The sequence below is a fragment of the Micromonospora sp. CPCC 205539 genome, assembly GCF_036906815.1.
Lineage (GTDB): Bacteria > Actinomycetota > Actinomycetes > Mycobacteriales > Micromonosporaceae > Micromonospora.
In genome coordinates this window covers 1-22,983 of the sequence record NZ_JBAKHW010000033.1, presented here as the reverse complement: position 1 = coordinate 22,983, position 22,983 = coordinate 1, and the positions used below count along the sequence as shown (strand labels likewise).

Annotated in this window: 16 protein-coding genes and 1 pseudogene; 6 read left to right on the top strand and 11 right to left on the bottom strand. The window is 71.8% G+C overall.

The features are described 5' to 3' along the window. Positions 1 to 115: 115 nt before the first annotated feature. The 4 genes from V6V47_RS24855 to V6V47_RS24840 are packed head-to-tail and all read right to left on the bottom strand — an operon-like array spanning position 116 to position 4,340. Positions 116 to 835 carry a gamma-glutamyl-gamma-aminobutyrate hydrolase family protein gene (locus V6V47_RS24855; protein ID WP_334630770.1) on the bottom strand — a complete coding sequence of 240 codons (720 nt, stop codon included), beginning with the start codon at positions 833 to 835 and terminating at the stop codon, positions 116 to 118. Then, positions 832 to 1,599 carry a 3-oxoacyl-ACP reductase gene (locus V6V47_RS24850; RefSeq protein WP_334630769.1) on the bottom strand — a complete coding sequence of 256 codons (768 nt, stop codon included), beginning with the start codon at positions 1,597 to 1,599 and terminating at the stop codon, positions 832 to 834. Before V6V47_RS24850 ends, V6V47_RS24855 begins: the two co-directional genes overlap by 4 nt. A gap of 5 nt (positions 1,600 to 1,604) precedes the next feature. After that, positions 1,605 to 2,960: an aldehyde dehydrogenase family protein gene (locus tag V6V47_RS24845; protein WP_334630768.1), complete on the bottom strand. Its 1,356-nt coding sequence runs from the start codon at positions 2,958 to 2,960 to the stop codon at positions 1,605 to 1,607. Positions 2,961 to 2,975: 15 nt separating this feature from the next. Continuing rightward, positions 2,976 to 4,340, bottom strand: a complete 1,365-nt coding sequence (locus V6V47_RS24840; protein WP_334630767.1) for a glutamine synthetase family protein — start codon at positions 4,338 to 4,340, stop codon at positions 2,976 to 2,978. A 91-nt stretch (positions 4,341 to 4,431) separates the two neighbouring features. On the opposite strand from V6V47_RS24840, the gene V6V47_RS24835 reads away from it, so the two are divergent. Further along, on the top strand, positions 4,432 to 5,565 hold the full coding sequence (locus V6V47_RS24835) for a PQQ-dependent sugar dehydrogenase (protein WP_334630766.1): 1,134 nt from the start codon (positions 4,432 to 4,434) through the stop codon (positions 5,563 to 5,565). Here V6V47_RS24835 and V6V47_RS24830 read toward each other — a convergent pair. From V6V47_RS24830 to pcaF, 6 genes are all read right to left on the bottom strand, one after another. Further along, a complete protein-coding gene (locus tag V6V47_RS24830; RefSeq protein ID WP_334630765.1) occupies positions 5,562 to 7,148 on the bottom strand; it encodes an amino acid permease in 1,587 nt (528 codons plus the stop codon). The genes V6V47_RS24835 and V6V47_RS24830 overlap by 4 nt on opposite strands. A gap of 777 nt (positions 7,149 to 7,925) precedes the next feature. After that, on the bottom strand, positions 7,926 to 8,393 hold the full coding sequence (locus tag V6V47_RS24825; RefSeq protein ID WP_334630764.1) for a nuclear transport factor 2 family protein: 468 nt from the start codon (positions 8,391 to 8,393) through the stop codon (positions 7,926 to 7,928). Between the two features lie 460 nt (positions 8,394 to 8,853). Beyond that, on the bottom strand, positions 8,854 to 9,354 hold the full coding sequence (locus V6V47_RS24820) for a DUF456 domain-containing protein (protein WP_334630763.1): 501 nt from the start codon (positions 9,352 to 9,354) through the stop codon (positions 8,854 to 8,856). Then, positions 9,355 to 11,553, bottom strand: a complete 2,199-nt coding sequence (locus V6V47_RS24815; protein WP_334630762.1) for a putative bifunctional diguanylate cyclase/phosphodiesterase — start codon at positions 11,551 to 11,553, stop codon at positions 9,355 to 9,357. It abuts the gene before it with no gap. Between the two features lie 4 nt (positions 11,554 to 11,557). Next, complete coding sequence (locus V6V47_RS24810; RefSeq protein ID WP_334630761.1) at positions 11,558 to 12,370, bottom strand: SAM-dependent methyltransferase; 813 nt, start codon at positions 12,368 to 12,370, stop codon at positions 11,558 to 11,560. A gap of 99 nt (positions 12,371 to 12,469) precedes the next feature. Further along, positions 12,470 to 13,675 carry a 3-oxoadipyl-CoA thiolase gene (gene pcaF, locus V6V47_RS24805; RefSeq protein ID WP_334630760.1) on the bottom strand — a complete coding sequence of 402 codons (1,206 nt, stop codon included), beginning with the start codon at positions 13,673 to 13,675 and terminating at the stop codon, positions 12,470 to 12,472. 105 nt (positions 13,676 to 13,780) lie between these two features. On the opposite strand from pcaF, the gene V6V47_RS24800 reads away from it, so the two are divergent. The 4 genes from V6V47_RS24800 (at position 13,781) to V6V47_RS24785 (ending at position 18,035) form a co-directional block, all read left to right on the top strand. Further along, entirely contained in the window at positions 13,781 to 14,746 is a 966-nt protein-coding gene (locus V6V47_RS24800) for a glutathione S-transferase family protein (protein WP_334630759.1), read from the top strand. Next, a complete protein-coding gene (locus V6V47_RS24795; protein WP_334630758.1) occupies positions 14,739 to 15,398 on the top strand; it encodes a DUF998 domain-containing protein in 660 nt (219 codons plus the stop codon). Before V6V47_RS24800 ends, V6V47_RS24795 begins: the two co-directional genes overlap by 8 nt. A 214-nt stretch (positions 15,399 to 15,612) precedes the next feature. Beyond that, positions 15,613 to 16,905: a dicarboxylate/amino acid:cation symporter gene (locus V6V47_RS24790; protein WP_334630814.1), complete on the top strand. Its 1,293-nt coding sequence runs from the start codon at positions 15,613 to 15,615 to the stop codon at positions 16,903 to 16,905. Between the two features lie 62 nt (positions 16,906 to 16,967). Then, entirely contained in the window at positions 16,968 to 18,035 is a 1,068-nt protein-coding gene (locus V6V47_RS24785; RefSeq protein WP_334630757.1) for an NADH:flavin oxidoreductase/NADH oxidase, read from the top strand. Between the two features lie 45 nt (positions 18,036 to 18,080). On the opposite strand, the gene V6V47_RS24780 is transcribed toward V6V47_RS24785, so the two are convergent. Beyond that, on the bottom strand, positions 18,081 to 21,740 hold the full coding sequence (locus V6V47_RS24780) for an ABC transporter ATP-binding protein (protein ID WP_334630756.1): 3,660 nt from the start codon (positions 21,738 to 21,740) through the stop codon (positions 18,081 to 18,083). An 894-nt stretch (positions 21,741 to 22,634) separates the two neighbouring features. Here V6V47_RS24780 and V6V47_RS24775 point away from each other — a divergent pair. Continuing rightward, positions 22,635 to 22,983 (top strand): annotated as a pseudogene (locus V6V47_RS24775) (hypothetical protein); the annotation flags it as partial.

Genomic DNA, 22,983 nt, shown 5'->3' with positions numbered 1-22,983 from the left:
CAACGTAACGCATGAGGCCCGTCGGACGCTGGTTACCTGTGGCCCGGTCGGCGACCCGGCGACGCGTCGGCCCTCGCACCAGCCGTCGTGTACGGAGAGTGCGAGCAATGTCACGTCAAAAACGGTGGCCCGGCACCGTCACCGACGGATGGCTGGCCGCCCGGACCAGCGCGGTGATCGGGTGGGAATCGGGCTCGTTCTCCGGATGCCACTGCACCCCGAGCACGAATGGCCGGGCCGGATCCTCGACGGCCTCGATCACACCGTCCGCGGCCCAGCCGGTGACCGTGAGGCGACCCGGGTCGGCGACGGCCTGGTGGTGGTACGAGTTGACCCGGTCCACCCCGGCCAGCACCGTCGCCGCCAGGCTGCCCGGCGCGAACCGCACCGGATGGGCGCCGTAGACGCCGGGCGCCGGACGGTGCGCCTCGTGACCGACCACGTCCGGCAGGTGCTGGTGCAGGGCGCCGCCGTAGGCGACGGCGAGCAGCTGCATCCCCCGACAGACACCCAACACCGGCAGGTCCGCGGCGAGCGCGGCGGCCAGCAGGGTCAGCTCGCCCGCGTCCCGGTCCGGACGGTCCTCGGTCCGCGGGTCGGTCGGCTGGCCGTACCGGCCCGGGCCGACATCGGCACCGCCGGCCAGCAGCAGCCCGTCGAGCACCCGCAGCACGTCGCCGTCCTCGTCGTCCGGGGGCAGCACCACCGCTCGGCCGCCAGCGGCGGTCACCGCCCGCACGTACGCCTCAGGCACCAGTACCGCCGACACGCCCCGCCAGACCGCCCACGTAGCGGGCTCGACGTACGCGCTGATCCCGATCAGCGGACGGGTCATAGCGGGGTTACGTAGGCGCCGGTGATCCCGCCGTCGACCACGAACTGCGCGGCGGTCATGAACGACGCGTCGTCGCTGGCCAGGAACGCCACCGCGGCGGCGATCTCCTCCGGTGCCCCGAACCGGCCCATCGGCACGTGCACCAGCCGACGGGCGGCCCGCTCCGGGTCGGCGGCGAAGAGGTCCAGCAGCAGCGGCGTCGCCACCGGGCCGGGGCAGAGCGCGTTGACCCGGATGCCCTCGCGGGCGAACTGCACACCCAGCTCCCGGGTCATGGCCAGGACCCCGCCCTTGCTGGCGGTGTACGCGATCTGCGACGTCGCGGCACCCATCAGCGCCACGAACGAGGCGGTGTTGATGATCGATCCCTTGCCCTGCCGGCGCATGTGCGGGATGGCGTACTTGCAGCAGAGGTAGACGCTCGTGGTGTTGACCCGCAGCACCCGCTCCCACGCCTCCAACCCGGTGTCCAGGATGGAGTCGTCGTCCGGCGGTGAGATCCCGGCGTTGTTGAACGCGACGTCGACCCGCCCGTGCCGGTCGGCCACCCCGTCGAACAGGGCCCGCACCTCCGCCTCGTCGGCGACGTCGGTGGCCACGAACTCGCCACCGCACTCCTCGGCGGCCCGCTCCCCAGCCGCCACGTCGATGTCCACGCAGACCACCCGGGCCCCCTCGGCGGCGAACCGCCGGACCGTGGCCAACCCGATCCCGCTGCCCGCTCCGGTGACCACGGCCACCCGGTCCTGCAAACGACCCTGCACAGGCGTCACTCCTCTGTCGCGATGAACACGTTCTTGACGTCGGTGAACGAGTGCAGCGCGTCCGGACCCAGCTCCCGGCCGAGCCCGGAGCGCTTCATCCCACCGAACGGGGTCCAGTAGCGCACCGAGGAGTGCGAGTTGACGCTAAGGTTGCCCGCCTCGACGGCGCGGGCGAGCCGGAGCGCACGACCGACGTCCCGGGTCCAGATCGAGCCGGAGAGGCCGTACTCGGTGTCGTTGGCCAGCCGGATCGCGTCGGCCTCGTCGTCGAACGGGAGGACCGAGACCACCGGGCCGAAGATCTCCTCCCGCCAGTGGCGGTCGGCGGGCGAGTCGGCCAGCAGCACCGTCGGGGCGTGCCAGAAGCCGGGGCCGTCGGGGCAGGAGCCGGTGAAGGCGACCTGCGCCCCGGCCAGGTAGCCGGCCACCCGGTCCCGCTGCCCTGCCGAGATCAAGGGACCCATTTCGGCGGTGTCCAGGGCGGGGTCCTCCACCCGCACCGCGCGTACCGCTGGCTCGAGCAGTGCCAGGAAGCGGTCGTACACCGTGCGTTGAACCAGGATCCGCGACCGTGCGCAGCAGTCCTGGCCGGCGTTGTCGAAGACCGCGGACGGCGCGGTGGCGGCGGCGCGCTCCAGGTCGGCGTCGGCGAACACGATGTTCGCGCTCTTGCCGCCCAGCTCCAGGGTGAGCCGCTTCACCTGGGCGGCGCACCCGGCCATGATCCGGGTGCCGATCTCGGTCGAGCCGGTGAAGCAGATCTTGCGGACCGCCGGGTGAGTGACGAACCGCTCCCCCACCACGGCGCCCTCGCCCGGTACGACGGTGAACACGTCCTCGGGTAGGCCGGCCTCGCGGGCCAGCTCGGCGAGGCGCAGCGCGGTGAGCGGGGTCAGCTCGGCGGGCTTGAGCACCACGGTGTTGCCGGCCGCGAGGGCGGGGACGAACCCCCACGCGGCGATCGGCATCGGGAAGTTCCACGGCACGATCACCCCGACCACGCCCAGCGGCTCGTGGAAGGTGACGTCCAGACCGCCCGGCACCGGAATCTGGCGACCGGTCAGCCGCTCCGGTGCCCCGGCGTAGTAGTCCAGGACGTCGCGCACATTGCCGGCCTCCCAGCGGGCGTTGCCGATGGTGTGCCCGGAGTTGCGGACCTCCAACGCGGCCAGCTCGCCCAGATGAGCGTCCACGACAGCGGCGAACCGTCGCAGCAACCGCGCCCGATCCCCCGCCCCGACCTTTCGCCAGCTCTCGAAAGCACGAGAAGCCCGCGCAACAACGGAGTCGACCTCGTCCACCGAGGCCCCGGCAACCTCCCGAAACCCCACCCCGTTGCTCGGATCCACGACCAGGGTCACGCGCCCCACCTCCGGTTACAGGCGTTCGAAGCCACGCGTCAGCTCCCAGTCCGTGACCGCCGCGTTGAAGGCTGCGATCTCCACTCTCGCCTGGTTGGCGTAGTGGGCCACCACCTCTTCGCCGAAGGCATCGCGGGCCACCGTCGAGGCCTCCCAGAGGGCCAGCGCCTCGGGCAGCGTCGTCGGCACCCGCTCGGCCTCGGGGTCGTCGTACGCGTTGCCGGTGCACTCCCCGCCCAACTCCAGCCCTCGATCGATGCCGTGCAGGGCACCGGCGACCAGCCCGGCGATCGCCAGGTACGGGTTGACGTCGGCCCCGGGCACCCGATTCTCCACCCGCATGCCCTGCCCGTGCCCGACCACCCGCAGCGCACAGGTGCGGTTGTCCACGCCCCAGCGCAGCGCCGTCGGGGCGAACGACCCCGGCTGGTAGCGCTTGTAGGAGTTGATGTTCGGGGCGAAGAGCAGGCTGAACTCCCGCATGGTGGCCAGCAGCCCCGCGAGCACCCGCTGGCCGGTCTCGGACAGGTGCGCCGGCCCGTCACCGAGCATCGCCGAGCGGCCGTCGCGGTCGCGCAGGGAGAAGTGGATGTGGCAGGAGTTGCCCTCCCGCGCGTTCGGCTTGGCCATGAAGGTGATCGCCATGCCCTCCTGGGCGGCGATCTCCTTGGCCCCGTTCTTGTAGATCACGTGGTGGTCGGCGCAGGCCACCGCCTCGTCATAGCGGAAGGCGATCTCGTGCTGACCGAGGTTGCACTCGCCCTTGAGGCTCTCCGGCGTCAGCCCGGCGCCGTACATCTCGTTGCGGATGCGGCGCAGCAGTGGCTCCACCCGGGCGGTGCCCAGCAGCGAGTAGTCCACGTTGTATTGATTCGCCGGGGTGAGGTCGCGGTAGCCGCGCCGCCAGGCGTCCTCGTACGAGTCGCGGAACAGAACGAACTCCAGCTCGGTGCCCGCGTACGCGGTGAGCCCGTGCTCGGCCAACCGAGCCAGTTGCCGGCGCAGGATCTGCCGGGGTGAGGCGACCACGTCACCGGAGCCGTCCAGCCAGGTCAGATCGGCCAGCAGCAGAGCGGACCCCGGCTGCCAGGGCATCCGACAGAGCGTGCCGAAGTCCGGCACCATCGCGAAGTCGCCGTAACCGCGCTCCCAGCTCGACATCGCGTACCCGTCGACGGTGTTCATCTCGACGTCGACGGCGAGCAGGTAGTTGCACCCCTCGGTGCCGTGCTCGACCACCTGATCGAGGAAGAACGGCGCGTGAAACCGTTTGCCCTGCAAGCGGCCCTGCATGTCGACCAGGGCCAGGACGACGGTGTCGATCTCACCGGCCTGGACGGCGACCCGCAACTCTTCCAGCGTGAACGGCGTTCTGCTCATCAGCGGGCCTCCATCACCAAGGTCTACTGGCAATCCGGATCACCGTCAATGCCCCCGGCGCGGTCGGCGGCAAACCACGCGAGGAGCTTCCATGCGTCTTCGAGTAATTGCGGCCGCCGCCGTACTCGCTCTCGGGCTGGGCACGGCGGGTAGCGCCGCGGCAGAGGTGCAGCCGACGAACGGGTCGGTCATCGCACTGGGTGCCGGTGGGTACGACTTCACCCAGCCGGAGGTCGTCGCGAGCGGGCTCCAAGCCCCCTGGGGGCTCGACTTCCTGCCCGACGGCAGCGCCCTCGTGGCCCAGCGCGACCGGGGCACCGTGGTCCGGGTACGACCCGGCAGCCCGACCGTGCAGGTGGCCCAGATCGCCGGAGTGGTCGCCGGTGGCGAGGCGGGGCTGCTCGGCCTGGCCGTCTCGCCGCAGTACCTGTCGGACCGGTGGGTCTACGTCTGCTTCACCACCGCGACCGACATCCGGATCGCGCGGTTCCGGCTGGCTACGCCGCAGACCCAGGAGGTGATCCTCAGCGGCCTCGCGCGCGGGGCCGTCCACGACGGCGGCCGGATCGCCTTCGGCCCCGACGGGCTGCTCTACGTCGGCGTCGGCGATGCCGGCAACACCGCCAACGCGCAGAACCTGGCCAGCCGGAACGGCAAGATCCTGCGGATCCGGCCAAACGGCACCATCCCGGCGAACAACCCGTTCCCCGGGTCGCCGGTGTACAGCTACGGCCACCGCAACGTGCAGGGCCTGGCCTGGGACCCGACCGGCCGGCTGTTCGCCACCGAGTTCGGCCAGAACACCTGGGACGAGGTGAACCGCATCTTCCCGGGCGGCAACTACGGCTGGCCGATCGTGGAGGGCCCGAGCACCGACCCCCGGTTCCGCGCACCGGTGGTGGTCTGGGCTCCGGCGGTGGCCTCACCGAGCGGGGCCGCCTTCGCGAACGGCACCCTCTTCGTCGCCGCTCTGCGGGGTGCCCGGCTGTGGACCGTGCCGATCAGCGCCGCTGGTCAGGTCGGCACCCCGTACGCCGAGTTGGTGGGTGCGTACGGCCGACTCCGTACCGTCGAGGTGGCCCCGGACGGCTCGCTCTGGGTGGCGACCAGCAACCGCGACGGCCGCGGCACGCCGGCCGCGAGCGACGACCGGATCTTCCGGTTCGTGACCGGCGAGCGGCAACCGCCGCCCGCCGGTCGCATCGGACCGCACGCCGCCGGCTAGTCCGAGCCGTCGACCGCCGCCGGCTGAGGGCCGGCCGCCGCGTCCTCGACGGTACGCACCGGGCCGGTGAACCACTTGCGGGCCGAGGCGTACCACCAGACCGCCACCACCAGCAGCACCCCGCCCACGGCCAGCGGCGCGTAGTTCACCGCCGACCAGGTGAAGTCGTCGCTGCCGGGCACCCCGGCGGGCACGATCGGCAGCACGAAGTAGATCGAGATGACGGCGATCTCGATCACCGCGATCCAGCCCAGCATTTTGTACTTTCGCCCCAGCGTCCACGGCCCCGGAACGAACCTGTCACCCATCCGTAGTCGTAGCGCGATCGGGATGAGGAAGGACAGGTACAGCCCGATCACCGCGACCGAGACCACCGCGTAGAAGGCGATCGGGATGCCGCCGGGGCTCTCGTAGAGCGCCGGCAGGGTGAGCACCAGGCCGGCCGCCGTGGCACCGATGATCGCGTTGGCCGGGGTGCCGTTGCGGTCGACCTTCGACCAGAGCCGCCAACCGGGCACCGCCCGGTCCCGGCTGAACGCGTACGCCATCCGGCTCATCGAGGTCACGCAGCTCATCCCGCAGAAGAACTGCCCGATGGTGGAGATGATGATGACGGTCTTGAAGAAGACCGGGCTCAACGCGGACTCGAAGATCGCGCCGGAGAAGCCGTCGGCGGCGTTGATCGCGTCCACGTCGGTGGCCGCGAAGAGGAACGCCAGCAGCAGGATCCAGCCGCCGATCGCCGAATAGAAGATCGACTGCCACAGCCCACGAGCGGCGGCCTGCGAGGCGCCCCGGGTCTCCTCGGAGACGTGCGCGCAGGCGTCGAAGCCGGTGATCGTGTACTGGGTGAGCAGGAAGCCCAGCGGCAGCACGTAGAACCAGAAGGTCCAGCCACCGGTGCCCCCGTCGCCGAAGCCGGAGTTGTTGAACCGCTCGGTGAACACGAACTGGAAGCTCTGGTGGTTGTCCGGGACGAAGACCAGGATGGCCACCACGACGGCCGCGCCGGCCACGTGCCACCAGACCGAGACGTTCTGGAGTACGTCGATGATCCGGTGCCCGAAGACGTTGATCAGGCCGTGGAGCGCCAAAATGATCACGAAGAGGATGAACGCCTGGCGCAGCGTGCCGGCCCAGCCGTCGAAGAGCGCCGACAGGGTCAGGTTGAGGAAGGTCGCGCAGCCGTAGTCGACCGAGGCGGTGACCGCGACCAGGCCGATCAGGTTCAGCCAACCGGTGAACCAGCCGTGCACCGGTCGACCCATGGTCGCCGCCCACCAGTAGATGCCGCCGGCCGTCGGGTACGCCGACACCAGCTCCGCCATGCAGAAGCCGATGATCAGGATGAACACCGAGATCAGCGGCCAACCCCAGGAGATGGCGACCGGCCCGCCGTTGTTCCACGCCTGCCCGAAGGTGGTGAAGCAGCCGGCCAGGATCGAGATGATCGAGAACGAGATGGCGAAGTTGGAGAAGCCACTCCACTTGCGGTGCAACTCCTGTTTGTAGCCGAGTTCGGCGAGCCGTCGGGCGTCGTCGTCCATGGGTTGCTCGGCGGTCGGCACGGGCGTCGTGGCCACTGCACACCTCCCTGAGGTGGTTCCGCGTGCGAGTGGGCAAAGTGTCGTCCCGCCGATCAAGGTGGTCAATACGTCAGCGGTGGGAATCTCACCACCGGCGCGGCTAATTGCGTTGCCGCGCGACGGGCTCAGCGGCATGCTTGACCTCGTTGACCAGGCCCGATCGCGACGGGCCCACCCCGGGCACTCGGACCGCCCGGCACCGCGGCGGCGCGGGGCGTCTCACCTCTCTCTCACCCGCCGCCGCCGCGGCTCCACCCCGCCCCTGCCCCGGCTGCGGCTGCGGCTCCGGCTGCGGCTCCGGCTCCGGCTCCGGCGCGGTGATCAAGAGGTTTGCGTCAAAATCCGGCGTGAGCCTGACGCAAACCTCTTGATCACCGCGGCGATCGGGCGTGTCGGGCCCAGTTCAGGAGGCGGTCGTTCAAATCCCGCCTCGACCGCAGACTGCCCATCGGGTCTGCGGATCGGGGAACAGCGGTGCGGCGTCCCCCTCGTCGTCCACTGCGGCAGCCGGCCCCGCGTGGCCTTCGTCCGCAGGTAGGCCAGCCGCTCGGGTGATGCGGTGGGCGTGGATCCGGCCCGCGGGGGCAGACGGGCGTCGACGAAGAGACACCCGACGACCGGACGACGCATCGCCTGCACGACAACCGGAACCAGCAGGCCCGCGTTGCTGTGCGCTACCAACACGATGGGCTGATCCCGCGGTTGGGAGAGGCTCTCGTTGATGGTCGCGCTGACTCGCGGCGGGGTATGAGAGTGCAGGGCGTCGGGCGTGAATCAGGGTTGGACTGCGCCCTCGATGGTGGTGCTTTTCCGCGGACGGAGTGCGGTCAAGAGGCTGTCGAGTTGACCCCAGGCTCGCGCGCTGGCGACGTGGTCAATGTAATCTCGGGATTCGATGATGAGCCCATCGCGGATACGCATCACGAAGACGCACGGCACCGTGAAGTCCTCACCTGTCTCGGCGACCCGCCCCTGATAGGCGAACTCGGCGACAATCACCTCCGGGTCCGCAGTCTCATGAATCGTCATGTCGACCGGCTTACGGTTCAGCGTCCGGGCGGCTGGAGGCGGAGCGGTGAAGTGCTCATGCAGGTCGCTGCGGCTAGTGAGTGGCGGCGGGTTGAGCGGGTGGAACGGATGCGTGACGTGGGTTTGTTCAGCGTATAGGCCGGCCAAGTCGTCGTACGGACCGTCGCAGACGCCGTTCACCAGTCGGAGGAAGGTTTCGCGTGGGCTACTCATGCCGGGCTTCCTTGAAATCGGTAGATGTCACTTGGGGCACGCCGAGGACAATTCCGGGGATGGCCAGCACGCCATCGACGGCACCCTACCGACCTCAGCCCCGATGTGACTGCCCCGAAGCGCTTCCGTCGGCCGCCGCAGCAAGTGCACTGCCTTCGGCAGAAGCGGATGGGCCAAACGGTCGATGAGCTCACGGAAGTCACGATTCAGTCGGTCCCGTTCCTGTGGATCTCGCTGGATCCGCTGGCCGGCTCGTCGGGCGGTCGCAGGCCCGTACGTGCCTCAACCACCTGCCCCACTCGTGTGCGTGTTCGGCGGATACCGGCTGTGATCGTCTCCAGGTCACCGACGTCGCGCTGTCCGGGCTCCTGGACACCGCCGCATCGCCGAAATCGTGTTGATCGCGCCGCGCCGCGCGCCCCGCCCCGCCGCGCGCGCCCCGCTCCGCCCCGCGCGGGTGTCAGGTCAGGAGCAGACCGGCGACCCAGAGCGCGCCGACGGTCAGCCCGGCACCGAACTCGACCAGCATGGAGAGGCCGGCCGCCTTGACCGCCTGCTTGGTGGACGGCCAGGCCAGCCGGGAGTCTCCCAGCCGGAGCCGCTCGGCGAGGAAGACCCCGAGGACGAAGCCGAGCACCAGCCCGACCACCGGGATCACGAAGAAGCCGACCAGCCCGAGCAGGCCACCGGCGAGCAGCGAGGACGTCGGGACGCCGGTGCGTTTCAGGTTGCGCCCCGGCCAGGCGTACTTGACGACGGTGCCACCGGCGGCGACAAGCGTCGCGGCGGCGAGCACCGCCCACCGGCCGGCGCCGGCCCCGCCGAACAGCGCCCAGACCAGCACGCCACCCCAGCACAGCGGCAGCGCCGGCAGACCCGGCACCACCACGCCGGCCAGCCCGAACAGGATGGCCAGTCCGGCGAGTACGGTGACCGCCGCCTGGGTGTCCGTCACGCTCATTCACGCCACCTGACTGTCGGGAGTCGACGTCGGTCCGGGCCGGACGCCGGCGCGCAGCCGCTCGGTGATCCGGGCCGCCGGTGCCGGCGCACCGAAGAACCGCCCCTGCCCGGTGTCGCAGCGCAGCGCCCGCAGCCGCTCGGCCTGCACCTCAGTCTCCACCGCCTCGGCGGTGACCCACAGCTCCAGCGCGTGGGCGAGCCGCACCAGCGCGTCGACGATCCGCTCGTCCCGGTGGTCGGCCACGACGTCCGTCCCGTCGGAGCGGATGCCCTCGACGAACGGTCCGGCCAGCTTCAGGCAGTGCACCGGCAGCCGGCGCAGGTACGCCAGATTGGAGTATCCGGTGCCGAAGTCGTCCACCGCCAGGCGGACGCCCAGCGCGGCGAGCCGGTGCAGGCTGCGCAGCGGCTCACCGGCGCTGCCCATCACGGCGCTCTCGGTCAGCTCGAGCTGGAGCAGCTCCGCTGGCAGCCCACTGGTGCGCAACGCGTCGGCCACGGTGTCCACGATCGCGGGGTCGTCGGCCTGCCGGCCGGCCAGGTTGACGCTGACCACGAGCCGGGCGTCCGGAAACTCCCGCGACCACCGCTCGGCGTCCCGGCAGCTCTGCCGCAGCACCCACTCGCCGAGTTGCACGATCAGGCCGCTCTCCTCCGCCAGGCCGATGAACCCGTCCGGCCCGATGAGACCCAGCTCCGGGTGCTCCCAACGGACCAGCGCCTCCACCGCGAGCATCGTGCCCTCCAGCAGCGAGACGATCGGCTGGTAGTGCAGCACGAACTCGCCCCGGTCCAGTGCCGCCGGCAGCCCGGCGACCAACGCCGAACGGGCGATGTCCCGGGCGCTGCGCTCCGGATCGTAGACCGCCCACCGGCCCCGGCCCGCCGCCTTGGCCCAGTAGAGCGTCGTGTCGGCGGCCTTCATCAGCTCCGAGGCGCTCGTCTCCCCGGCCGGGCACTGCACGATGCCCACGCTGGCCGAGACGGTCAACTGCTGGTCACCGACGTGCACCGGCGCGGCGACGGCGGCCAGCGCGGCCTCGGCCACGACCACCGCGTCGTCGATGTCGTCCCCACCGTCGACCAGGATGACGAACTCGTCGCCGCCCATCCGGGCGACCAGGTGACCGTGGTCGGCCACGCACTCGGCGAGCCGCCGGCCGATCACCACCAACAGCCGGTCACCGAGGTCGTGGCCGAGACCGTCGTTGATCGCCTTGAAGCCGTCCAGGTCGAGGAAGCACACCCCGACCCGCCGATCGGGCCGGGCGTTGTCGAGGACCCGGCCCAGCGTCTCGAAGAACAGCGTCCGGTTGGGCAACCCGGTCAGCGGATCGTGCAGCGCCTGGAAGCGCAGCCGCTGCTGGAGTTCGTACCGCTGGGTGATGTCCTCGATCATCGCGACGGTGAACCGGGGCCGGCCGTCGTCGTACCGGATCAGCGAGACGGCCAGGTCCGTCCAGACCACCGTGCCGTCCTTGCGGTAGTAGCGCTTCTCCACCCGGACCGAGTCCTGCTTGCCCTCGATCAGCTCCTGGTAAAGCTCCCACATGCCGGCGGCGTCGTCGGGGTGGAACAGCTCCGCCACGTTGGTCTCGCGCAGCTCCGCGATCGAGTAGCCGAGCATGTCGGCGAACGCCTGGTTGAGGTCGATGATCTGGCCGTCGACCCCGGCGATGCCGATCCCGATCGCGGCACCCGTGAAGACCGCCCGGAACCGCGCCTCACTGTCGCGCAGCGCCTGCTCGACCTCGTCGCGCGCCTGCCAGGCCGACCGGGCGATCCGCTCCTGCTGGGTGAAGGTACGGTCGCGCAGCGCGCGGGCGAATCCGGCGGCCAGGCCGCCCTGCAATGCCGCGATCCGTTCGGTCAGGTCCGCCGGCCGGCCGTCGACGGCCAGCACCCGGCGCGGGAAGTCGTCGCCGAGGACGCGCAGCGACCACTCCAGCGCTCGGGGCTCCGTCAGGTGTGCCTCGACGAGCGCGCGTCCGATCTCCTCAGCGGGGTGCGCCGAGAACGGCTCGGCCCGCGCCGCCTGGGCCAACCGAACGGTGTGGACGAGCAGCAGCCGCTCTGTCTCGGCCACGCTGAGCGGCACGAAACCGAGGCGGCGTACCGCGCGGGCCCACTCGGCGGCGTAGCCCTGGGCGTCGGCGCGGCCGACGTCGACCCCAGCGGGATCCGGGACGGCGGCCACGGAATCAGCCGGCGGGCTGGTCGTACCGGGCGACGCCCCCGAAGGCGCCGAACCGCTCCGGGTGCTCGTCCACGTCGGACGGCGAGTCCGGGCGCCAGAGCGGCATGTGCACCACGCCCGGGTCGAGGACGGTCCAGTCGCCGAAGAAGCCGGTGATCTGGGCGCGGGAGCGCAGGGTGATCTCGGTGGCCGTCCGGGCGGAGAGCCGCTGGGCCTCCAACATCTCCTGCGGCTGGTCCTCGAAGGTGGAGTGTGAGATGACCAGGAAGCTGCCCGGTTCGGCGGCGGCCCGCAGGGTGGCCAGAATGGCCTCGGGCCGGTCGTCGTCCGGGATGAAGTGCACCACCCCGGCCAGCAGGATGCCCACCGGGCGGTCGAAGTCGATCAGCCCGAGCCGCCTGGTCTCGGCGAGGATCCGCTCCGGCTCGCGCAGGTCGGCGTGGATCACCCCGGTCAACTCGTTGCCGGCGAGCAGCTCGCGGCTGTGCGCGACGGCCACCGGGTCGATGTCGACGTAGACCACGCGGGCCTTGGGGTTCGCACCCTGGGCCACTTCGTGGACGTTGCCCACGGTGGGAATTCCGGAGCCGATGTCGAGAAACTGATCGATGCCGGCTTCGAGCAGCACCCGGACGGCACGGCGCAGGAACTCCCGGCCGGAGCGCATGGTGGCGGCGAGATTCGGGGTCATGCTGGCAATCTGCTCGGCCAACTGCCGGTCGATCTCGAAGTTGTGCGCCCCGCCCAGAAAATAGTCGTACACCCGGGCCGCACTCGGCCTGGTCAAATCGATCTCGGTCGGCAGTCCGTCCGGCATCAGCGTGCTCCCAGTCCCGGCGGGTCGTGTGGTGTGGTGTGGACCACTCTAGGCCGCCGACTCCCGCGTACGGGAGATTCGTTCATGCACTTTCCGCGCTCAGTGGGCTGACTCCAGCAGCAGCGAGATGCCCTGCCCGACGCCGATGCACATGGTGGCGAGGGCGCGGCGGCCGCCACGACGGCGCAGCTCCAGCGCGGCGGTCAGCGCCAACCGGGCGCCGCTGGCACCCAGCGGGTGACCCAACGCGATGGCCCCACCGTTCGGGTTGACGTGCTCGGCGTCCGCCGGCAGCCCCAGCTCACGCAGCACCGCCACGGACTGCGCGGCGAACGCCTCGTTCAGCTCGACCACGTCCACCTCGGCCAGCTCGACGCCGGTCCGGGCGAGCAGCTTGCGGGTCGCCGGCACCGGGCCGATCCCCATGATCCGAGGCGGCACGCCGGCCGCCGCCGCGCCACTGACGCGGGCCAGCGGGGTGAGGCCGTACCGGGCGACCGCCGCCTCGCTGGCCACCAGCAGCGCGGCCGCGCCGTCGTTGACGCCCGAGGAGTTGCCGGCGGTCACCGTGCCACCCTCCCGGAACGGGGTGGGCAGCGCCGCCAGCTTCTCGAGCGAGGTCTCCCGGGGGTGCTCGTCGACCTCGACCACCTTGGTCTCCCTCCGGCCGGCGGGCACCGTGACCGGCACGATCTCCTCGGCGAACCGGCCGTCGGCCTGCGCCTTGGCCGCGCGCTGCTGTGAGCGGTACGCGAAGGCGTCCTGGTCGGCCCGGCTGACGCCGTACTCGGCGGCCACGTTCTCCGCCGTCTCCGGCATCGAGTCGACCCCCCAGCCGTCCCGCATCAGCGGGTTGATCAGCCGCCAACCCAGGGTGGTGTCGTACACCTCGGCCGAGCGGGAGTACGCCGAGGTCGCCTTCGGCATGACGAACGGCGCCCGGCTCATGCTCTCCACCCCGCCGGCGATCACCAGCTCGGCCTCCCCGGCCACGACGGACCGGGCGGCGGTGGCGAGGGCGTCCAGCCCGGAGCCGCAGAGCCGGTTGACCGTGCTGCCCGGCACCTGCTCGGGCAGGCCGGCCAGCAGCGCCGCCATCCGGGCCACGTTGCGGTTGTCCTCGCCGGCCTGGTTGGCGCAGCCGAACACCACGTCGTCCACCTGACCCCAGTCCACCGACGGGTGGCGGGCCACCAGCTCGCGGATCACGTGCGCGGCCAGGTCGTCGGGGCGGATGCCGGCCAGCGCGCCGGCGTACCGGCCGATCGGGGTGCGGACACCGGCCACCAGGTATGCCACGGTCATCGCGAGTCCTTCGGGGGTGCAGACGGCGGGGGTGGGGCGCCCACCAGGGTCGCGCGGGCTACCGGCAGCCAGGATATCCGCGCCCGCAGCGGATAGGTTGACGGCATGGCCCGGGCCCAGTTCAGCGCAGAGACCAGCGGTGGTGGCGCGTTCGTCCGTCAACCCAACCGGTTCACCGGGCGGGTGACCCCGGCCTCGACGTCGCCGCCCGGCGGTGGCCCCGACGAGCAGGACCGCTGGCCGCTGGAGGCCGGCCGCTACCGGCTGATCTGGTGTCGCGCCTGCCCGTGGGCGCACCGCGCCCGGATCGTCCGCGGACTGCTCGGCCTGGAGGACGCGATCTCACTGGGCACCGTCGACCCGATCCGGGACGAGCGGGGCTGGGCGTTCGCCCTCGACCCGGACGGCTTCGACCCGGTCCTCGGCGTCAGCAACCTGTCCGAGGCGTACGTGGCCACCGACCCGGACTACACCGGCCGGGTCACCGTTCCGGCGCTGATCGACACGTTGACCGGCCGGGTGGTCACCAACGACTATCCGCGGCTCACCCTCGACTTCTCCACCGAGTGGCGGTCGCTGCACCGTGCGGGGGCGCCGGACCTCTACCGGGAGGCACTGCGCCCCGAGATGGACGCGCTGATGGCCGAGATCCACACCGACGTCAACAACGGCGTCTACCGGTGCGGCTTCGCCACCTCGCAGGAGGCGTACGACGAGGCGTTCCGGGCACTCTTCGCCCGGCTGGACGCGCTGTCGGAGCGACTGGCCGGGCAGCGCTACCTGATGGGCGACGCCATCACCGAGGCGGACGTGCGGCTGTTCACCACGCTGGTGCGCTTCGACGTCGCGTACCACGGGCACTTCAAGTGCAATCGGCAGAAGCTGACCGAGATGCCGGTGCTCTGGGCGTACGCCCGGGACCTGTTCCAGACGCCGGGCTTCGGCGAGACGGTGGACTTCGACCACATCAAGCGGCACTACTACGGCACCCACCGGCAGATCAACCCGACCGGCATCGTGCCGCTCGGGCCCGACGAGTCCGGCTGGGTCACGCCGCACGGCCGTGGCTGAGCCCGGGCGGTTCGGCACCGCGACCGCGCCCGCCACGTCGGGCGTGGGCGTCGCGCGCCGGGTCGCCGGGTCGGCCTCCGCCGGCTGCGCGCTGGCCGGCGCGGTCGCGGTGACGGTCGCGGTGGTCGCCGGCCCCGGTCCAGGGCTCACGGGGTACGTCAGCGAAGCCGGCATCGCCGGCAGCGGCCACGCCACGACGTACCGGATCGGGGTCTTCGCCCTGGCCGGCGCGCTGCTGCTGCTCGCCGCGGCGCTGCCCCCCGCGGTCCGGGTGGCGGCGGCGCTGCTGACCGCCAGCGGCCTGTTCGCCGCCCTGTCCGGGGCGGTGACCTGCACCGCCGGTTGCCCGTTGCCGCCGTTCGAGCGGCCCACGGTGGCGGACCTGGTGCACGGGGGCGCCAGCGTGGCCGCGACCGCCGCGGTGGTCCTCGCGATGGTCGCCCTCGCCGCGTCCGACCAGACCGGGCATGCGGTACGCCGGCTGGCCGGCGCTACGGCCGCACTGGCCCTGCCGCTCAGCGCCGCGGTGGGGCTGGCCATGCTCATCATCGGCCGGGGTGCGGTGGTCGGCGTGCTGGAACGGGTGGTCCTCGCCCTCGCGGTGCTGTGGGGCCTGACCACCGCCACCGCCCTGGCCCTGGCCCGCCGATGAGCGCCCGGCTGTAAGGAGTCTCACGATCGACGGCCTTACACCCGGAGCAGGGCGGGCGTATCGTCGGCGGGCGATGACCAATGTCTGGGGCCTCACCGTTCGCCTGTACGTCGATCTTCGACTGCAGGCCAGCGGCGTCTGTCCGGAGTAGCCGCGCTCCATACGCCTACCTCGTTCAGATCCGGACAATTGGATACTCCTTATGCCTTTCGGCCTGCGCAAAATCCCCTTCTCCGTGCAGATCCTGCTGGGCCTCGTGCTCGGCGTCGCGCTCGGCTTCCTGGCCCGTGCCAATGACGTGAGCTGGCTGACCAGCACCCTGCACACCGTCGGCAGCATCTTCATCCAGCTCCTCAAGCTGGCCGTACCCCCGCTGGTCTTCACCGCCATCGTGGTCAGCGTGGTCAGCCTGCGGGGCGTGGCCAACGCCGCCCGGCTGGCGCTGAAGACCCTGCTGTGGTTCGGCATCACCGCGCTCGTCTCGGTCGCCATCGGCATCGGGCTCGGCCTGATCATCAACCCGGGCAAGGGCGTGACCCTCGACCTGGGCAGCGCGGCCCAGCCGAAGACCACCGGCTCCTGGATCGACTTCCTCACCGGCATCGTGCCCACCAACGTGATCGGCGCGTTCGCTGACGGCAAGGTGCTCCAGATCGTCTTCCTCGCCCTCGTGGTCGGCGCCGCGGCGCTGCTGGTCGGCGACGCCGCCGAGCCGTTCGTGGCACTGAACCGCTCGCTGCTGGAGATCGTCCAGAAGGCGCTCTGGTGGGTCATCCGGCTCGCCCCGATCGGCACCCTCGGCCTGATCGGCAACGCCGTCGCCTCGTACGGCTGGGACCTGCTGGCGCCTCTGGCCAAGTTCACCACCGCTGTCTACGTCGGCTGCGCCATCGTGCTGTTCGTGGTCTACCCGGTGGTGCTGCTCGCCGCCGGCCGGCTCAACCCGCTGCGCTTCTTCGCCGGCGCCTGGCCGGCGATCGAGCTGGGCTTCGTGTCCCGTTCCTCGGTGGGCACCATGCCGGTGACCCAGCGGTCCGTCGAGCGCCTCGGCGTGCCCCGCGAGTACGCCTCGTTCGCGGTGCCGTTCGGCGCCACCACGAAGATGGACGGCTGCGCCGCGATCTACCCGGCGCTCGCCGCGATCTTCGTGGCCCAGGTGTTCGGCGTGCATCTCGGTGTCACCGACTACCTGCTGATCGCGTTCGTCTCGGTGGTCGGCTCGGCAGCCACCGCCGGCCTGACCGGCGCGATCGTGATGCTCACCCTGACCCTGAGCACGCTGGGTCTGCCGCTGGCCGGCGCCGGTCTGCTGCTGGCCATCGACCCGATCCTGGACATGATCCGGACCGCCACCAACGTGGCTGGGCAGGCGCTGGTGCCGACCGTGGTCGCCGCCCGCGAGGGCACGCTGGACCGGGCCGCGTACAACGCCGCCGGTCGGCGTGACCTGACCGCCCCGGAGCCCGCCGCCGAGACCCGGCCCGACCTGAGCCCCGCTGCCGCCTGACCAACTCGCGCTGGGCCCCGCCTTCCCGCGGGGCCCAGCGCACTGTCCCCGAGGATGACGACATGAGTGCCCTGTTCACACCGCTGACCCTGCGCGCGGTGACCCTGCCCAACCGGATCACCATGTCGCCGATGTGTCAGTACTCCGCCGGCCCGGATGGGCTGCCGAACGATTGGCACCTAACCCACCTCGCCACCCGGGCCGTCGGCGGGGTCGGGCTGGTGCTGACCGAGGTGACCGCCGTCCTGCCCGAGGGGCGCATCAGCCCGCAGGACACCGGGCTGTGGTCCGACGCCCACGTGGACGCCTGGCGTCCGGTGACCGCGAGCATCGCCGCACACGGCGCGGTGCCGGCTGTGCAGATCGGGCACGCCGGGTTCAAGGCCTCGACGTACCGCCCGTGGGCACCGACCAGCGGAGGTGTGCCGGACGCCGAGGGTGGCTGGACGCCGGTCGGCCCCGGGACGGAGCCGTTCATCCCCAGCTATCGCACACCGACGGCGCTCGACTCGGCCGGTATCGCCCGAGTGGTCGACGCGTTCGCCACCGCCGCCGTACGGGCGGTGGACGCCGGCTTCGCCGCCGTCGAGATGCACGCCGCGCACGGCTACCTGCTGCACGAGTTCCTGTCGCCGCTGACCAACCACCGCACCGACTCGTACGGTGGCGACCGGGCCGGCCGGATGCGACTCACCCTGGAGGTGGCCCGCGCGGTCCGCGCCGCGGTCGGCGAGGACGTGCCGGTGCTCACCCGGATCTCCGCCACCGACTGGGTCGACGGCGGCTGGACGATCGAGGACAGCGTGGTGCTCGCCGGCGAGCTGGCCGGCGTCGGCGTGGACCTGGTCGACACCTCCAGCGGCGGCATCAGCATGCTTCACCGGATCCCGGTCGGCCCCGGCTACCAGGTGCCACTGGCCGCCCAGATCCGGCGTGAGGCCGGCATTCCGACCGGAGCGGTCGGCCTCATCGTCGAGCCCGAGCACGCCGAGCAGATCATCGCCAGCGGCGAGGCCGACCTGGTGCTGCTCGGCCGGGAGCTGCTGCGCGACCCGTACTGGCCGCGCCGCGCCGCAGCCAAGCTCGGCGCCGCGTACACCGGACCCGCCCAGTACCTCCGCGCGGTCTGACCCCGGCCGGTCGGGTGGCTGCCGTGTACGGCAGCCACCCGACCGTCACCCGGCCAGGTGCGACCAGTCGCCCTCCAGGTCCCGCCAGGTCCCCTGGGCCGCCACCGTGCCCCCGATCAGCACCACCACGTGGTCGGCGCGGACCAACGCGGCGCGCTTCGCGGTCGAGCCGACGACGGTCACCCCGTGCTCGCGCAGCGCCTGCCACAGGGCCAGCTCCGTGGTGACGTCCAGCGCCGACGACACGTCGTCGGCGACCAACAATTCGGTACGCGGTGCCAGCGCCCGGGCCAGCGCCAGCCGCTGCAACTGGCCGCCCGAGAGCCGGGTGCCCTTGTGCCCGATGAGCAGGCCCAGGCCGCCGCCGGCGGCGGCCAGGTCGTGGTCGAGCTGGGCGGTGCTGACCGCGCCGGCCGCGTCCACCTGGTGGCCGAGCGCGATGTTGTCGGCCACCGTGCCGGAGAGCACCCGGGGCAGTTGGCCGACGTAGCCGACCTGGTTGGGGCGCAGGAACAGCTCCGGCTCGGTGACCGGGTCGCCGTTCCACGACAGGTCGCCGGTGTGGTGCACGATCCCGGCCAACGCCCGCAGCAGCGATGATTTGCCCGAGCCGACCGGCCCCACGACCAGCACCAACTGCCCGCGCTGCACCGTGAGGTCCACACCCCGGACGGCGACCACGCCGTCGGAGTGCACCACCCCGAAGCCGCGCAGGTCCAGCCGGCGCAGCGGGTGCCGGGGCGGTGGCGTAGGCGCGGGCGCCGTCCCGGCACCCAGGTCCACCGCCGGCACCCCCGCCGAGTAAGCGCCCACCCCGGTCATCGCCACCGTCCGCCGCGTCCAGACCCGCGCCGAGGGCAACTGGGAGACCAACGACGCGGTGGTCCAGGCCAACCAGCGGGCCGCGCCGAGCGTGGAGACGGCCACCAGCACCGCGCCAGCGGAGATCTCCCCACTCAGGTAGAGCGCCCACGCGCCGATCGGCAGCAGACCGCTGGCCACCGACGGCGTGGAACGCGCCCACACCTGCATCGAGATCTCCCGCCGCTGCAGGTCGCTGCGCAGCGCGTCGAGGCTGCCCAGGTGACGCAGCACCGCGGCGCTCGCGCCGGCGAGCTTCACCGTCCGGGACGAGGACAGCACGGACACCAGCGCCGTCGCGAAGGCGGCCCGCGCCGCCACGGTCGCCCGGGCCGACCGTTCCAGCGTCGGCCCGAACAGCGTCGCCGCCAACCCGGAGACCACCATCGTGCCGACGAAGAACAGCGCCGGTACGAAGCTGCCGGACACCGCCGTCATGGCGACCACCAGGAACACCGCGACAGCCTGGTCCAGGATGTTGTCGGCCAACTGGACGACCCGCTCGGTGTCGCCGCCCTGCGCCACCACCTCGGCCGGCGTGTGCGTGCTGACCCGGCGCGGCCCGGTCTGGCCGTGCACCAGACGCAGGCTGATCCGCAGCATCTGCCGCACCCACCACTGCGGAAACCAGATGCCGGTGTAATACGGCACCGGCAGGGTGACCAGCAGGCCGGCCACGATCCCGAACGCCGGCAGGTACGGGTCACCGACGCCGTCGACCAGGTCTGCCCAGAGCCAGGGCAGCACCGGGCCGTCCAGCCCGACCAAGGTGACCACCAGGAACAATGCGATGGCCGCCAACCCGTACCGGGGATCGTTGCAGCAGAGCCGGACGATCTGCCGCATCGTCCGGGCCGGCGGGGTCGGCGGCAAAGGCGGCGGGTCGGCCCGTACCGGCACGACCTGATCACCCACCACCGGCACGGCCTGCGCTACCGGCGCGGCCGGTGGGGCGGCGGACCAGGCACCGGCCGGGTCGGGGCCGGTGAGCAGGTCCGTGCCGGCGGCGCCGACCGGGTCGGGGCCGGCGAGCAGGTCCGTGCCGGCGGCGCCGACCGGGTCGGGGCCGGCGAGCAGGTCCGTGCCGGCGACGCCGACCGGGTCGGGGCCCGTGAGCAGATCCGTGCCGGCGGTGCCGGACCGGGTCGCCGGCAGCGCACCGGCATACACGGCGGCGTGACTGGTCGCCAGCAGCTCGGCGAAGCGCGCCGACTCGTTCAGCGGGCCGGCCTCGACCACCCCGCCGTCGGCCAGCACCACCACCTCGTCGCAGCGGCGCACCGAGGAGAGCCGGTGCGCGATGACGATGCCGATCCGTTCGCGCAGCAGCCGTTCGGTGGCGCGCTGGACCCGCGCTTCGGTGACCGGATCCAGCCGCGCGGTGGCCTCGTCGAGAATCACCACGTGTGGGTCGCGGACCAGGATCCGGGCGAACGCCACCAGCTGCTCCTGCCCTGCGGAGAGCACATGCCCGCCCTCCCCCAGCCGGGTCGCCAGCCCGTCGGGCAGTTCGGCGATCCAGCCGGCCAGGCCCAGCTCGTTCAATGCACGGGCCGCGGCATCGAGCAGTTCCGGGTCGAAGAGCGCGACGTTCTCGGCGAGCGTGCCGGCCAGGATCTCGGTGCGCTGCGGCACCAGGGCCACCCAACGGCGCAGTTGCTCGACGTCGAGGTCGCACAGGTCGGTGCCGCCGAGGAAGACGGTCCCCGACGGTACGTCGACGGCCCGGGTCAGCACCTTCGCCAGGGTCGACTTGCCCGAGCCGGTCCGCCCGATCAGCGCGTACGAACGGCCGCGGGTGAAGGTGAGGCTGACCCCGCGAAGCGCGGAACCCCGGTCACTCTCCGGCCCGCTCACCTGGTAGCCGAATGTCAGGTCACGGATGCGCAGGTCACCCTCGGCCGGGCTGGCACCGCCGGTCGGCTCCTGCCGGGCATCCTGGAGCAGCTGCACCCGGGCCCACGCGCCCAGCGCGTACTGCAATTCGGGGACCATCCGGCTGACATGCTCGACGGTGCCGCCGAAGGCCAGGGCGAGCAGCCACACGGCCGTCAACCGGGCGGCGTCGATCTGACCGGTGGCCAGTGCCCACGCGCCTCCGAGCACCACCACGCCGATACCACCCCGGATGGTCGCCGCGGCGACCGTGGTCACCTTGGCCGACATCGCCCAGACCCGGTGGCCACGGGACAGCACGGCAGCGGCCCGCCGGGCGTAGAGGCGCAGCACGTACGGCCGGGCCAGGCTCGTGCGTACGTCGTCCTGGCCGTGCACCGCCTCCTCCATGACCGCGGCCAGATCCGACCAGGCCTCCTCCTCGGCCATCCGGGCCGGGACGATCCGCGCGGTCGGCCGACGCAGGCCGATGGCGAGCGACACGGTGAGCACCAACATCGCGATCCCCGCTGGCCACCAGACGAACAACGCGACAGCCACCGACAGCACGCCCACACAGAGCCCCTGGGCAAGTCTGGTTCCCTCGTTGCGGACGGCGGCGGCCACCTGATAGACGTCACCGTCGATGCGGTCGAGCATTTCGCCGACGGGGGTGGTCTCCAAAGTGGGCAGGTCCTGCCCGAGTGCCACCCGACAGAGCCGCTGGCGTACGTCGGCGGACCAGTCGGCGGTGAGGCCCGCCATCAGCAAACTCACCGCGAAGTCGGTGAGCACCACGGCGACCAGGGCCACCGCCAGCACCACGAAGAAGCCGATCGACTTGTGCAGCAGCACCGGCCCGGCCAGCGCCGACGCGCCCGCCTGGCCAGCGGCACCGAGCACGATCAGGACAGCCACGATCGTCATACGGCGCGGCGAAGTGCCCCACAGATCACGGAGCAGGCGCATGGGAGGTCCCTCCGGATGTGGGTGGCGGAGTACTCAGCGTGCCGTCACCGACCCCATCGGCTCAACCGATTTAAGCGCCCTGAGCAGGGCTTCCGATCAGTGCAGGCCAACCCGACAGACCAAGATCCGCACAACTTACGGGATGGTGCTGCCTCCAACGCCCCGAAGGCAGCAGCATCCCGGTAGTTGTGCAGATCTTGGCCGGGCCACGACGGCGATCGGTGCTCGATCCGCAGCCTCCCCCGCTGCGGCGATGCCACGAGTTCCTGGAACGAGCACGACCACGCCGTCGCCACCCGTGATCGACACAGCGAGGGGGCGTCCCTCGCGTGATCAACTCGGTTTCGGTGATGTCGCGGTGTCCGGCCGTCCCCGATGCCCCGACATCGGCGAACTCGAGTCGATCATGGCGCGGTGGCCGGTCTCGTCTCGCGCTGGCTGTGTGTCCGGCTCCCGGATGTCCGGTCTGGGTGGTTTCGGCATGTGACCGGGTGCACTCGTGGGGTGGAATCGTGGCCGGGCCGGGGTCGTTACATACCCTGACGATCGCAGGACCGCCCCGCGCAGGGGCCGGACGGCAGAGCCGTAGAGCCTTCCCGTGCAGGCCGCGGGTCCGCCCGCCCCGTAAGCGGGGTCGGATGGCGGAGCCGCAGGATCGCCCCACGCAGGGGCCGGGTGGGACAGCCACAGGACCGGCCCGCCCGCATGGGGCCGGATGGCGGAGTCCCCCGGGCCGGAATGTTGGCCGGCCGGTGGTCGTTACACATGGACCCGGCGCCACGAGGCCCCCGCCCGTCGGCCGCCGTGAAGACTTTCCCCCCGCTCGTTGCAGCGCCGGACGAGGTGCTCACACCCGGACACCCGGGTGTCCTTACCCCCGAAGGAGCTTCCCCCATGAACACGATCATGCGTAAGAGTGTGTTGTCCGTTGCTGGTCTGGCGTTCGCCGGTGGTGTGTTCGCCGGCCCGATCGCCGCCCACGCCGCTACCCCCGTCACCGATGGCAAGCCCGTCGCCGTCGCCGTTCAGGGCGACAAGCCGGACATGGGCAAGCTGATCCCGCACGGCACCCAGGGCGAGCAGTCCCGGATCACCCTCGACGGTGAGCAGACCACCGACGCGAAGGCGATCATCGCGGCCACGAAGAAGGCCGGCCTGCCCGAGCGGGCCGCGGTCATCTCGATCGCGACGAGCCTGCAGGAGTCGAAGCTGCACAACCTGGGTCACCTGGGTGACGCCAACG